A 13,673-nucleotide genomic window follows, 5' to 3' on the forward strand; every position below is an offset into this window, starting at 1 on the left:
TATGTTTATTCTTAGTGAGGCACCTTTCTGTGGATAAACCTCTACAGCCCTTATTCCACCTTATGTACAGAGGTTCAAAAGGCTGTGGTCTAGTGGCCATGAGGGGTCTGGATAAGCGCCTTAAGCCTGTGGATGAAACACCCACTTATCAACAGGGGGAGTTATCTCCAGCCTTGAGGCCGGGTTATCAACCGAGCTGAGGCGGGGTTTTCCACAGGGCTTATTCTGCGGTTTGTGAGTAAGACAGGCACGCGAAAGCCCCGGAGCGTTCCGGAATTCTCGACAGGGGATAAAAAATTGAGGGGGATGACAGCCGACAACGAGGCCCTGGATCGGCCCCGTTGTGGATAAACGGACTACTTGCCGATGCAGAAGCTGGAGAAGATGCGCCCCAGCAGGTCATCGGAGCTGAAGGCGCCGGTAATTTCGCCCAGGGACTGCTGGGCCTGGCGCAGGTCTTCGGCCAGCAGCTCTCCAGCGCCCGCCAGGGTCAATTGCGCATGACCGTGGTCCAGGTGCGAACTGGCCTGGCGCAGGGCGTCCAGGTGGCGCCGGCGGGCACTGAAGCCGCTTTCGGCAGTCTGTTCGTAACCCATGCAGGCCTTGAGGTGATCGCGCAGCAGTTCCAGGCCCTGGTCGGCGCCCTTGGCACTGAGGGTGATGGTGACGTGACCATCGTCGGACAACTGCAGGCCCACGGGGTCGCCACTGAGGTCGGCCTTGTTGCGAATCAGCGTGACCTTGGCCGGGTCGGGGCGCTGTTCAAGGAATTCAGGCCACAATGCGAACGGATCATCGGCTTCAGGTGCCGTGGCATCCACCACCAATAGCACCCGATCGGCCTCGCCAATGGCTTTGAGGGCGCGTTCCACCCCAATCTTTTCCACATGGTCTTCGGTATCGCGCAGGCCGGCGGTGTCCACCACGTGCAACGGCATGCCGTCGATGTGGATATGTTCGCGCAGCACATCCCGGGTAGTACCGGCGATGTCCGTCACGATGGCCGCCTCGCGCCCGGCCAGTGCGTTGAGCAGGCTGGACTTGCCGGCATTCGGCCGCCCGGCGATCACCACCGTCATGCCGTCGCGCAACAGCGCACCCTGCCCCGCCTCGCGCTGCACTGTGGATAAACTCTCGCGCACTTCCTCGAGCATGCGCAGGACGTGGCCATCGGCAAGAAAATCGATTTCCTCTTCGGGAAAGTCGATTGCCGCCTCGACGTAGATACGCAGGCTGATCAGTTTTTCGGTGAGGTTATCCACACGGCGGGAAAATTCGCCCTGCAACGAGCGCAGCGCATTACGCGCCGCCTGTGCAGAACTGGCCTCGATCAGGTCGGCGATGGCTTCGGCCTGCGCCAGGTCGAGCTTGTCGTTGAGAAAGGCGCGCTCGCTGAATTCGCCCGGGCGCGCCAGGCGGCAACCCAGTTCCACGCAGCGCTGCAGCAGCATGTCGAGCACAACCGGGCCGCCGTGGCCCTGCAGTTCCAGCACATCTTCACCGGTAAAGGAGTTGGGCCCGGGAAAATACAGGGCAATGCCTTCATCCAGTACCAGGCCATCGTCGCCCTTGAACGGACCGTAATGGGCATACCGCGGGGTGAGCTCACGGCCGGTGATGGCCAACCCGGCCTTGCTGGCCAGCGGTCCGGAAATACGCACGATTCCTACACCGCCACGACCCTGGGCAGTGGCAATTGCAGTGATGGTTTCACGACGAGCATTCATCAGCGAAGGCCTCAGACAAAAACGACAGATAGCAAAACGCCCCACGAGGGGGCGTTTTATCCACAGGTTAGCTGGCTAACCCGTCAAGCGGTGGCTTTGTTGCTCGCCGCTTCGATCTTGCGGGTGATGTACCACTGCTGTGCGATCGACAGGCAGTTGTTCACAACCCAGTACAGCACCAGACCTGCCGGGAACCACAGGAAGAAGAAGGTGAAGATGATCGGCATCAGCTTCATCACCTTGGCCTGCATCGGATCCGGCGGCGTCGGGTTCAGGCGCTGCTGGATGAACATGGTCGCGCCCATGATGATCGGCAGGATGAAGAACGGATCCTTGATCGACAGGTCGGTAATCCAGAACATCCACGGGGCCTGGCGCATTTCAACGCTTTCCAGCAATACCCAGTAGAGCGAAAGGAAGACTGGCATTTGCACCAGGATCGGCAGGCAGCCGCCCAGCGGGTTGATCTTCTCTTTCTTGTACAGCTCCATCATGGCCTGCGACATCTTCTGCCGGTCATCGCCATGTTGTTCTTTCAGCGCGGCCAGTTTAGGTGCCACGGCACGCATGCGCGCCATCGACTTGTAGCTGGCAGCGGACAGCGGGAAGAACAGCAGCTTGATCAGCATGGTCAGGACGATGATCGACCAGCCCCAGTTGCCGAGCAGCTCATGGATATGTTGCAGCAGCCAGAAGATCGGCTGGGCAATGAACCACAGGATGCCGTAGTCGACAGTCAGCTCCAGGCCCGGGGACAGCGCCTTGAGTTTTTCCTGGCTCTTGGGACCGGCGTACAGCAGCGTGCTGGTTTCGCCCTGGGCGCCGGCAGCCACGTTCAGCTCCGGACCGGTGAACCCGATGATGTAGTTGCCCTGGCTGTCCTTGCGTGTCTGAACAACGTTGTTGTCCGACTTGTTGGGAATCCAGGCGGTCACGAAGTAGTGCTGCAACCAGGCAACCCAGCCGCCGGTAACATTTTCTTTCAAACTACCTTTGTCGATGTCCTTCATCGACACTTTCTTGTACGGCTCGGCACTTGTCCACAGGGCGGCGCCCAGATAGGTGGCGGTACCGGTGGCGGTGCTCGACGACGGATCGGAGCTGGCATCGCGCTTGAGCTGTGCAAACAGGTTGCCTGTCCACGGCTTGCCGCTCTGGTTGTCGATCAGGTGAGTGACTTTCAGGTCATATTCACCACGGTTCAGGGTGAAACGCTTGATGTAGTTCACACCCGCGTCGCTGAACTTGAGGTCGACGACCAGTTGGTTCTGGCCATCGGCCAGTTGATAACTTTTCTGCTCGGCGGAATACAGCGGGCGACCAGCGGCACGTGCATCGGGGCCGTTGGCACCGGTCAGGCCGCTCTGAGCCAGGTAAACGCGCTCGCCGCCGTTATCGAACAGCTGGAACGGAATTTCCGGATGGTCCTGGCGACGTGGATATTTCGGCAGGGTCAGCTGCGCAATATCACCGCCGTTGGGGTTGATAGCCAGGTCGAGGACATCGGTCTTGACCCTAATCAGGTCTGTGCTGACGGCAACCGGTGCAATTTCTGCAGGGGTGGTTTCAGCAGTGGCGCTCGGAACATCGGCGCTGGCGCCGGATGTGCCAACGGTCGGGGTATCGGGCAAGCCCGGCGCGACGGTGCTGGCAGCAGTATTCTGAGTCGGCAGGGCAGCCTGGCCGTAGTCCTGGTTCCACTTGAGGACCATGACATAGGACACGATTGCCAGGGCGGCGATCAGGATCGTGCGTTTAATATCCATGATTACTCGGCTATCGAAGAAGAAGTACGGGAAGTGGGAGCAGGCGGAACCGGGTCATAACCGCCGGCATTCCACGGATGACAACGCCCGAGACGACGAGCGGTCAACCATCCACCGCGCAATGCGCCATGTGTTTCGATGGCTTCAATCGCATAGGTGGAACAGGTCGGATAGAAACGACAGTGGCTGGCCATCAGAGGGCTAATGGCGTAACGGTAAAACTGGATCGGAACGAGTACCAGTTTACGCATCTGGACGGTCTACCCCTGCAGATTCGCTGTTAACCACTGGAGCGGGCCGACTGCGTGCAAGGCGCTTCCAGAGCTTGCCAAAATGTTGGTGCAATTCTGGGTTTTCTACGTCGCCCAGGCCTTTGCGCGCGACGATCACGATGTCCCAACCGGCCAGCAAATGCTGGTGGAGACGAAACGAATCGCGCATCAAACGCTTCAAGCGGTTGCGTTGAACGGAGAGCTTGACGCTCTTTTTCCCGATCACGAGCCCCAGGCGGGGATGATCCAGGCCGTTCTCGCGGGCAAGGAGCAAGAGACTCTTGCCTGGCACCTTGCCGGATGGAGAGTCAAAGACCGCTTTGAAGTGTCGGGGTGTCAGAAGACGCTTTTCCCGACTGAAGTCCTGACTCACCACCTGTGCCGAAAAATCAAACTGCCAGACGCTTACGGCCTTTGGCACGACGGCGGGACAGTACGGCACGGCCGTTCTTGGTAGCCATACGGGCACGGAAACCGTGAGTGCGGGCGCGCTTGATGGTGCTTGGTTGGAAAGTACGTTTCATGGCGTGTTACCTGGTTCGTCGACAACGGGCCGGAATGGCCCCCGTTTTAAGAGACCGGCGATTCTAGAGAAAGCAGCGCCATAGGTCAATTTCCAACCAGCTTTTCCTTATGGATAAAAAACCGGGCGCCTTCGCATGCTCGTCCACAGGCCTGTGCCCCGGATGACAGGGACACAGCCTTGCCGGACGCTTAAACATAGAAAAAAGAAGAGAAGGTATTTAAAGCTTTTTTGTAAATCTTATAGAACTTAGGCAGCTGTTTTCTGTGGATAGAACGCTACAGGCCTTGTTCTACGTACTGTACAGAGAAAAGAAACCCTGTCGGGAAGCGGTGCTCTGGCTGTGCTGTGCAGGCGCAAAAGCTGTGGATTAAAAGGTCTGTTATCCACAGCGCAGTTATCCACCGATTTCGACCCCCACTTGTGCAAAGTGCTCAGGCATGGTTATCCACAGGGCTTATTCACAGCGGTAAAGTGACGTTTTTGCCACTAACCTGCTGATTTATCGCCACCCTCGACACACCTGCATGTGGATAACTGCGCTGGCGGTCGGTACAATGGCCGCTTGTTTTTGCCTCACCGGCGTTCAACTCAGGGGATATCCGTGTCAGTGGAACTTTGGCAGCAGTGCGTGGACCTTCTGCGCGACGAACTGCCTGCCCAGCAATTCAACACCTGGATCCGTCCGCTACAGGTCGAAGCCGAAGGCGACGAGTTGCGCGTCTATGCGCCTAACCGGTTCGTACTCGATTGGGTCAATGAAAAGTACCTGGGTCGCTTGCTCGAACTGCTGGGCGAACACGGCAACGGCATCGCCCCTGCGCTTTCCTTATTAATAGGCAGCCGACGCAGTTCGGCACCCCGTGCTGCGCCCAACGCACCGCTCGCCGCCTCGGTCGCCGCTTCCCAGGCCCAGCAGGCTGCGCAGGTCGCTGCCGTGGCAGCCCCGGCAGCGCCAGCACCTGTGCCGGCAGCGCCCCAGGTCGAAGATGCACCTTCGCGCGACAGCTTCGACTCGATGGGCGAGAACACTGCCGTGGTGGCTCCACCCAGCAGCCGTACCGAACAACGTACTGTGCAGGTAGAGGGTGCGCTCAAACACACCAGCTACCTGAACCGCACCTTCACCTTCGAGAATTTCGTCGAGGGCAAGTCCAACCAGCTGGCCCGCGCGGCTGCCTGGCAGGTCGCCGACAACCCCAAGCATGGCTACAACCCGTTATTCCTCTATGGCGGGGTGGGCCTGGGTAAGACGCACTTGATGCACGCTGTGGGTAACCACCTGCTCAAGAAGAATCCGAATGCCAAGGTGGTGTACCTGCACTCGGAGCGCTTCGTAGCCGACATGGTCAAGGCGTTGCAGCTCAATGCCATCAACGAGTTCAAGCGCTTCTACCGCTCGGTCGATGCGCTTCTGATTGACGACATTCAATTCTTTGCCCGCAAGGAGCGTTCGCAGGAGGAGTTTTTCCACACCTTCAACGCCCTGCTCGAAGGTGGCCAGCAGGTGATTCTCACCAGCGACCGCTACCCCAAGGAAATCGAAGGCCTCGAGGAGCGCCTCAAGTCCCGCTTTGGCTGGGGCCTGACCGTTGCCGTAGAGCCGCCGGAGCTCGAGACCCGCGTTGCGATCCTGATGAAGAAGGCCGACCAGGCCAAGGTCGACCTGCCACATGACGCTGCGTTCTTCATTGCCCAGCGCATCCGCTCCAACGTGCGGGAACTGGAAGGCGCGCTGAAGCGGGTCATTGCCCACTCGCACTTCATGGGCCGCGATATCACCATCGAGTTGATTCGCGAGTCGCTCAAGGATCTGCTGGCACTGCAGGACAAGCTGGTGAGTGTGGATAACATTCAGCGCACAGTGGCCGAGTACTACAAGATCAAGATTTCCGATCTGCTGTCCAAGCGGCGTTCGCGTTCGGTGGCAAGGCCGCGTCAGGTGGCCATGGCCCTGTCCAAGGAACTGACCAACCACAGCCTGCCGGAAATCGGCGACGTCTTCGGCGGCCGCGATCACACCACGGTGTTGCACGCGTGCCGCAAGATCAACGAACTCAAGGAATCCGACGCGGATATCCGCGAGGACTACAAGAACCTGCTGCGTACCCTGACGACGTGATGAACGTCAGCGCGGCTTTTTTTTAAGGCAAGGGACTAGACCATGCATTTCACCATTCAACGCGAAGCCCTGTTGAAACCCCTGCAACTGGTCGCAGGCGTCGTCGAGCGCCGCCAGACCTTGCCGGTATTGTCCAACGTGCTGCTGGTGGTCCAAGGCCAGCAACTGTCGCTTACAGGTACTGACCTGGAAGTGGAACTGGTTGGCCGTGTGCAACTGGAACACCCTGCCGAGCCCGGCGAGATCACCGTACCTGCACGCAAGCTGATGGATATCTGCAAGAGCCTGCCGAGCGAAGCGGAGATCAGCATCAAGGTCGACGAGCAGAAGGTCATCATCAAGGCCGGCCGCAGCCGTTTCACCTTGTCGACCCTGCCAGCCAACGATTTCCCCACCGTCGAGGAAGGCCCGGGTTCGCTGACCTGCACCCTGGAGCAGAGCCGCCTGCGCCGCCTGATCGAGCGCACCAGCTTCGCAATGGCCGTGCAGGACGTGCGCTACTACCTGAACGGCATGCTGCTGGAAGTCTCCACCGGCACTCTGCGCGCGGTCGCCACCGATGGTCACCGTCTGGCCATGTGCTCGATGCAGGCCGATATCGGTCAGGCTGATCGCCACCAGGTGATCGTACCTCGCAAGGGTATCCTTGAGCTGGCGCGCCTGCTCACTGATCCGGAAGGCACCGTTGCCATCGTGCTGGGCCAGCAACACATTCGCGCCACTACTGGCGAATTCACCTTCACCTCCAAGCTGGTGGATGGCAAGTTCCCGGACTACGAGCGCGTATTGCCAAAGGGCGGCGACAAACTGGTACTGGGTGATCGCCAGGCACTTCGCGAAGCGTTCAGCCGTACCGCGATTCTGTCCAACGAAAAGTACCGCGGCATTCGTCTGCAACTGGCGGCTGGCCAACTGAAGATTCAGGCCAACAACCCCGAGCAGGAAGAAGCCGAAGAAGAGATCGGCGTCGACTACAACGGCGGTTCGCTGGAAATCGGTTTCAACGTGAGCTACCTGCTCGACGTGCTGGGCGTGATGACCACCGAACAGGTTCGTCTGATCCTGTCTGATTCCAACAGCAGCGCCCTGCTGCAAGAGGCGGACAATGACGATTCTGCATACGTCGTCATGCCGATGCGCCTGTAATTTGTCCAGCACTCGCTAGATGTCCCTCAGTCGCGTTTCAGTCACCGCGGTGCGCAACCTGCACCCGGTGACCTTCTCCCCCTCCCCCCGCATCAACATCCTGTATGGCGCCAACGGCAGCGGCAAAACCAGCGTGCTGGAAGCCATCCATTTGCTCGGCCTGGCCCGTTCATTTCGCAGCACTCGCCTTACACCGGTCATCCAGTATGAAGAACTGGCTTGTACGGTATTCGGCCAGGTCGAACTGAATGAAGGTGGTTCCAGCAACTTGGGCATATCGCGGGAACGGCAAGGGGATTTCACCATTCGCATCGACGGGCAGAACGCCCGCAGTGCCGCCCAACTGGCAGAGATACTGCCGCTGCAACTGATCAACCCGGACAGTTTTCGCCTGCTTGAAGGTGCGCCCAAGATTCGCCGGCAATTCCTGGATTGGGGTGTGTTCCACGTGGAACCTCGCTTCATGTCCACCTGGCAGCGCCTGCAGAAGGCCCTGCGGCAGCGGAACTCATGGTTGCGGCATGGTACACTTGACGCTGTTTCGCAAGCAGCCTGGGACCGGGAGTTATGCCTGGCCAGTGCGGAAATCGACGAGTACCGCCGTAATTACATCAAAGCGCTGAAACCCGTCTTCGAACAAACCTTGAGCGAATTGCTGGAGCTCGAGGGGCTGACCCTGAGTTACTACCGAGGGTGGGACAAGGACAGAGACCTCAGTGAGGTCCTGGCTGGCTCGCTCCATCGGGATCAGCAGATGGGCCACACACAGGCAGGTCCGCAACGTGCGGATCTGCGGCTCAGGTTAGGCGCCAACAACGCGGCCGATATCCTGTCTCGCGGCCAGCAGAAACTGGTGGTGTGCGCACTGCGTATCGCCCAGGGGCATCTGGTCAGCCAGGCACGCCGCGGCCAATGTATTTATCTGGTGGATGACCTGCCGTCCGAATTGGACGAGCAGCACCGTCGTGCACTTTGCCGCTTGCTGGAAGAATTACGCTGCCAGGTGTTTATCACCTGTGTAGACCACGAATTATTGAGGGAAGGCTGGCAGACGGATACGCCAGTTGCCTTGTTCCACGTGGAACAAGGCCGTATCACCCAGACCCACGACCATCGGGAGTGAAGGCATGAGCGAAAATCAAACGTACGACTCCTCTAGCATTAAAGTGCTCAAAGGGTTGGATGCCGTACGCAAGCGTCCCGGTATGTACATTGGCGACACCGATGATGGTAGCGGCCTGCACCACATGGTGTTCGAGGTGGTCGATAACTCGATCGACGAAGCCCTCGCCGGCCACTGTGACGACATTACCGTAATCATCCACCCGGATGAGTCCATCACCGTTCGCGACAACGGCCGCGGCATCCCGGTCGATGTACACAAGGAAGAAGGGGTTTCCGCCGCAGAGGTCATCATGACCGTACTGCACGCCGGCGGTAAGTTCGACGACAACTCCTACAAGGTATCCGGCGGCCTGCACGGTGTGGGCGTCTCGGTGGTGAACGCGCTTTCCGAAGAGTTGATCCTCACCGTTCGCCGCAGCGGCAAGATCTGGGAGCAGACCTACGTTCACGGTGTACCGCAGGCTCCGATGAAGATTGTCGGCGACAGCGAAACCACCGGCACCCAGATCCACTTCAAGCCATCGTCCGAAACCTTCAAGAACATCCACTTCAGCTGGGACATCCTGGCCAAGCGGATTCGTGAACTGTCGTTCCTCAACTCTGGCGTAGGCATCCTGTTGAAGGACGAACGCTCGGGTAAGGAAGAGGAATTCAAGTACGAAGGTGGCCTGCGCGCATTCGTCGAATACCTGAACACCAACAAGACTCCGGTGAACGAAGTGTTCCACTTCAGCGTTCAGCGCGAGGATGGTGTGGGTGTGGAAATCGCCCTGCAGTGGAACGACAGCTTCAACGAGAACCTGTTGTGCTTCACCAACAACATTCCGCAGCGCGACGGCGGTACTCACCTGGTGGGTTTCCGTTCGGCGCTGACGCGTAACCTGAACAACTACATCGAGCAGGAAGGTCTGGCCAAGAAGAACAAGGTCGCGACCACCGGTGATGATGCCCGTGAAGGCCTGACCGCAATCATCTCGGTGAAGGTGCCTGATCCCAAGTTCAGCTCGCAGACCAAGGACAAGCTGGTTTCGTCCGAAGTCAAAACCGCCGTGGAACAGGAGATGGGCAAGTACTTCTCCGACTTCCTGCTGGAAAACCCGAACGAAGCCAAGGCTGTGGTCGGCAAGATGATCGACGCTGCGCGCGCCCGTGAAGCGGCCCGTAAAGCGCGTGAAATGACCCGTCGCAAGGGCGCGCTGGACATTGCCGGGCTTCCGGGCAAGCTTGCCGACTGCCAGGAGAAAGACCCTGCCCTCTCCGAACTGTACCTGGTGGAGGGTGACTCCGCAGGCGGCTCGGCCAAGCAAGGTCGCAACCGCAAGACCCAGGCTATCCTGCCGCTCAAGGGTAAGATCCTCAACGTCGAGAAAGCACGTTTCGACAAGATGATCTCGTCCCAGGAAGTGGGCACGCTGATCACCGCACTGGGCTGTGGCATCGGCCGCGAAGAGTACAACATCGAGAAGCTGCGCTATCACAACATCATCATTATGACCGATGCTGACGTCGACGGTTCGCACATCCGTACCCTGCTGCTGACCTTCTTCTTCCGTCAGTTGCCGGAGCTGGTCGAGCGCGGCTACATCTACATCGCGCAGCCGCCGCTGTACAAGGTCAAGAAGGGCAAGCAGGAGCAGTACATCAAGGACGACGAGGCCATGGAAGAGTACATGACCCAGTCGGCCCTCGAAGATGCCAGCCTGCACCTGGACGAGTCCGCGCCACCGGTTTCCGGTGTCGAGCTGGAGCGTCTGGTCAACGAATTCCGTACCGTGATGAAGACCCTCAAGCGTCTGTCGCGCCTGTACCCGCAAGAGCTCACCGAGCACTTCGTGTACCTGCCGGCCATCTCGGTGGAGCAGCTGTCCGACCACGCGCACATGCAGAACTGGCTCGCCAGGTTCGATGAGCGCCTGCGCAACACCGAGAAGTCCGGCTTGCTGTACAAGGCCAGCCTGCGTGAAGACCGCGAGCGCAACGTGTGGCTGCCAGAAGTGGAAATCACTTCCCACGGCCTTGCCAGCTACGTGACCTTCAACCGCGACTTCTTCGGCAGCAACGACTACCGCACCGTGACCGCGCTGGGCGCCCAGCTTGCCACCCTGCTGGGTGAAGGTGCCTACGTGCAGCGTGGCGAACGCAAGAAAGCCATCACCGAGTTCAAGGAAGCCCTGGACTGGCTGATGGCCGAAAGCACCAAGCGTCACACCATCCAGCGCTACAAAGGGCTGGGCGAGATGAACCCGGACCAGCTGTGGGAAACCACCATGGACCCGACTGTGCGCCGCATGCTCAAGGTGACCATCGAAGACGCGATCGCTGCCGATCAGATCTTCAACACCCTGATGGGCGACGCCGTGGAACCGCGCCGCGAGTTCATCGAAAGCAACGCCCTGGCGGTATCCAACCTGGACTTCTGACCGGTTGCAGTACCTCTGAAAGCGGGCAGTTATCCACAGTGACAACGCCCTCGAAAGGCCAACCCTCAGGGGTTGGCCTTTTTGTATTCCTGCCTAGCTGCTGCTGCGCCCTAGGCGTGAGCACTCAAGAAACACCCAGCTCGCGCAGGCGCCGATACAGGGTGCGCTCGCTCAGCCCCAGGTGGCGGGCAAGCTCGCTGCGCGATCCTTCGAAGCTGTCCAGCGCCTGGGCGATGTCGCGCAATCGGGTATTCGAGCGGTGTGGGGCACTGGCGGGCGAGTCGGCTCTCAGCTCCGTGGGCAGGTGCTCGGCGCGGATGATGCCGTCGTCGCTGAACAACCTCGCCCGCTCCAGAATGTTGCGCAGCTCGCGGATGTTGCCGGGGTAGCGGTACAGCCCCAGCAAGGTCATGGCCTCCTCGTCGACCCGCGGCGCAGCAGACCCGGCCAGGCGCTGCAGCAGGGTCTCGATCAGCAGGGGCAGGTCTTCGAAGCGCTCGCGCAGTGAAGGCAGGCGGATCGGGAAGCCGCTGATACGGTAGTAGAGGTCTTCGCGAAAGCTGCCGGCGGTGGCCATTTCCTTGAGCGGCTTGTGGGTGGCCGAGATCAGGCGGAAATCCGAATGCACCGTGCGCAGGCTGCCCACCGGGCGAAAGCTGCCCGACTCGATCAGACGCAGCAGCTTGACCTGCATCGCCAGCGGCACCTCACCGATCTCGTCGAGAAACAGGGTGCCGCCATGGGCGGCTTCGGCCAGGCCGATCTTGCGCTGGTTGGCACCGGTGAATGCGCCCTTCTCGTAGCCGAACAGCTCGCTCTCCAGCAACGTCTCGGTCAGCCCCGTGCAGTCCACCACCACCAACGGACCGCTGGCACGCGGGCTGCTGGCATGCAGGGCGCGGGCGAACAGCTCCTTGCCGGTGCCGGACTCCCCTTGCAGCAGCACCGGTATCTGCGCCGGCGCGGCCCGCTGGACACCGGCAAGGGCCTCCTGGAAGGCCGCCGAACGCCCTACCAGGCCGAACTGCTGCGGCTGTGCCGACGCCACGGCGATGCTGGTCAGGCGTTCGACAAAGGCGATCACTTCACCCTGCTCGTCCAGGATCGGGCGCAACTCCACGTCCACATGTTCCGGCCCTCGCGGGGTGTGATGCACATGCAGCACCCGCTCGGGGGTGCGGCTATGCCTGGCCTTGCGCATCGGGCAGTGCTCGCCCGCCTGGTCGCACGGCACCGCGTAGTGGTGCGAGACGTGGTGGCACTTCTGGCCGATCGGCGCGGCGCCCACCACCCCGAATTGATGCAGGTACGCGGTGTTGGCGGCAAGAATGTTGTACTGCAGGTCGAGCACGATGCTCGGCTGAGGTTCGTGTTCGAGGTAGGACACCAGCGCCTGCAGGGCGGGGCTGGCGGGTGTGTCGGGGTTCATGGGCATGACGGCACCAGGGGCAAGGCAGGCCCGCAGCTTAACCGAACGCCTCGCTCACTGCCAAAAACTGCCAGCCTCTGCCAACCAGCTGCCAGAACCGTGGCAGGCAGTTTCGGCCAGAGGGTCCAGACTCAGGTAAACCGGGCGTGCTGGCCGGGAGCACGCGTGAATCTGCGCTGGCACATATCTTGATGACTGTTGGTCGAATGCCTGCACGGCTGGCCGGCAGGCATCAGCGGATTTCTCTGGAGAGCGGTAATGATCATCGGCGGTAACCTGTATGTAGAAGCGTTGTTCGACAGCGCGACCTCGACCATCAGCTACCTGGTCATGGACCAGGCCAGCGCGCACTGCGCCCTGATCGACAGCGTGCTGGACTATGACCCCAAGGCCGGGCGTACCGATACCGCCTCGGCCGACAAGCTGATCGCCCGGGTACGGGAGCTGGGTGGCCAGGTGCAGTGGATACTCGAGACCCATGTGCACGCCGACCACCTCTCTGCTGCCGCCTATCTCAAGCAGGCGCTGGGTGGCCAGGTGGCCATCGGCAGCCGCATCACCCAGGTGCAGAAGGTGTTCGGCACGCTGTTCAATGCCGAACCCGGCTTTGCCCGTGATGGCAGCCAGTTCGATGTGCTGCTGGACGACAACGGCGAGCTCGCCCTTGGCACGCTCAAGCTGCGCGCCTTGCACACACCGGGGCATACCCCGGCCTGCATGACCTACCTGGTACAGGCCGGTGACGAGTGCGTCGCGTTCGTCGGCGACACCTTGTTCATGCCGGATTACGGCACGGCCCGCTGCGACTTCCCCGGGGCCGATGCGCGCACCCTGTACCGCTCGATCCAGCGCATCCTGGCCCTGCCGGATGCCACCCGCCTGTTCATGTGCCACGACTACCTGCCCGGAGGCCGTGCATTGCGCTACATGACCACGGTGGGCGAACAGCGCGCCAGCAACATTCACATTCGCGACGGCATCAGCGAGGACTGCTTCGTGGCCATGCGCGAAGCCCGTGACGCCACCCTCGACATGCCGCAACTGATCCTGCCCTCGGTACAGGTGAACATGCGCAGCGGCCAGTTGCCCGAGCCGGAAGACAACGGTGTGCGCTACCTGAAGATCCCGCTCAACAAGCTCTGA

Annotated in this window: 11 protein-coding genes; 5 read left to right on the forward strand and 6 right to left on the reverse strand. The window is 60.5% G+C overall.

Translation table 11 applies throughout. From position 1 onward, the window contains the following. Window positions 1-356 precede the first annotated feature (356 nt). From mnmE to rpmH, 5 genes are all read right to left on the reverse strand, one after another. Window positions 357-1,727: a tRNA uridine-5-carboxymethylaminomethyl(34) synthesis GTPase MnmE gene (mnmE, locus tag NJH59_RS12570; protein WP_043860673.1), complete on the reverse strand. Its 1,371-nt coding sequence runs from the start codon at window positions 1,725-1,727 to the stop codon at window positions 357-359. 83 nt (window positions 1,728-1,810) lie between these two features. Beyond that, window positions 1,811-3,493 carry a membrane protein insertase YidC gene (gene yidC / locus NJH59_RS12575; protein ID WP_043860674.1) on the reverse strand — a complete coding sequence of 561 codons (1,683 nt, stop codon included), beginning with the start codon at window positions 3,491-3,493 and terminating at the stop codon, window positions 1,811-1,813. A gap of 2 nt (window positions 3,494-3,495) precedes the next feature. Beyond that, window positions 3,496-3,744: a membrane protein insertion efficiency factor YidD gene (gene yidD / locus NJH59_RS12580; RefSeq protein ID WP_078481305.1), complete on the reverse strand. Its 249-nt coding sequence runs from the start codon at window positions 3,742-3,744 to the stop codon at window positions 3,496-3,498. Beyond that, window positions 3,737-4,141: a ribonuclease P protein component gene (gene rnpA, locus NJH59_RS12585; RefSeq protein WP_196933215.1), complete on the reverse strand. Its 405-nt coding sequence runs from the start codon at window positions 4,139-4,141 to the stop codon at window positions 3,737-3,739. Before rnpA ends, yidD begins: the two co-directional genes overlap by 8 nt. Window positions 4,142-4,154: 13 nt before the next feature. After that, window positions 4,155-4,289: a 50S ribosomal protein L34 gene (rpmH, locus tag NJH59_RS12590; RefSeq protein WP_002551315.1), complete on the reverse strand. Its 135-nt coding sequence runs from the start codon at window positions 4,287-4,289 to the stop codon at window positions 4,155-4,157. Between the two features lie 603 nt (window positions 4,290-4,892). On the opposite strand from rpmH, the gene dnaA reads away from it, so the two are divergent. From dnaA to gyrB, 4 genes are read left to right on the forward strand one after another with little or no spacing between them, the layout of a single operon-like run. Beyond that, the gene (gene dnaA, locus NJH59_RS12595) at window positions 4,893-6,410 is read left to right on the forward strand and encodes a chromosomal replication initiator protein DnaA (protein WP_058541975.1); all 1,518 of its coding nucleotides are present in this window, start codon (window positions 4,893-4,895) and stop codon (window positions 6,408-6,410) included. Between the two features lie 42 nt (window positions 6,411-6,452). After that, window positions 6,453-7,556 (forward strand): DNA polymerase III subunit beta, encoded by a 1,104-nt coding sequence (gene dnaN, locus NJH59_RS12600; protein WP_043860677.1) that lies wholly within the window; start codon window positions 6,453-6,455, stop codon window positions 7,554-7,556. Between the two features lie 19 nt (window positions 7,557-7,575). Beyond that, complete coding sequence (gene recF / locus NJH59_RS12605; protein WP_253086848.1) at window positions 7,576-8,679, forward strand: DNA replication/repair protein RecF; 1,104 nt, start codon at window positions 7,576-7,578, stop codon at window positions 8,677-8,679. 4 nt (window positions 8,680-8,683) lie between these two features. Beyond that, a complete protein-coding gene (gene gyrB / locus NJH59_RS12610; protein WP_054916057.1) occupies window positions 8,684-11,101 on the forward strand; it encodes a DNA topoisomerase (ATP-hydrolyzing) subunit B in 2,418 nt (805 codons plus the stop codon). 124 nt (window positions 11,102-11,225) lie between these two features. Here gyrB and NJH59_RS12615 read toward each other — a convergent pair whose 3' ends face one another. After that, the gene (locus NJH59_RS12615) at window positions 11,226-12,536 is read right to left on the reverse strand and encodes a sigma-54-dependent Fis family transcriptional regulator (RefSeq protein WP_078481299.1); all 1,311 of its coding nucleotides are present in this window, start codon (window positions 12,534-12,536) and stop codon (window positions 11,226-11,228) included. Window positions 12,537-12,788: 252 nt separating this feature from the next. On the opposite strand from NJH59_RS12615, the gene NJH59_RS12620 reads away from it, so the two are divergent. Further along, window positions 12,789-13,673: an MBL fold metallo-hydrolase gene (locus tag NJH59_RS12620; RefSeq protein WP_043862233.1), complete on the forward strand. Its 885-nt coding sequence runs from the start codon at window positions 12,789-12,791 to the stop codon at window positions 13,671-13,673.

It is taken from the genome of Pseudomonas sp. VE 267-6A, assembly GCF_024126555.1.
Lineage (GTDB): Bacteria > Pseudomonadota > Gammaproteobacteria > Pseudomonadales > Pseudomonadaceae > Aquipseudomonas > Aquipseudomonas palmensis.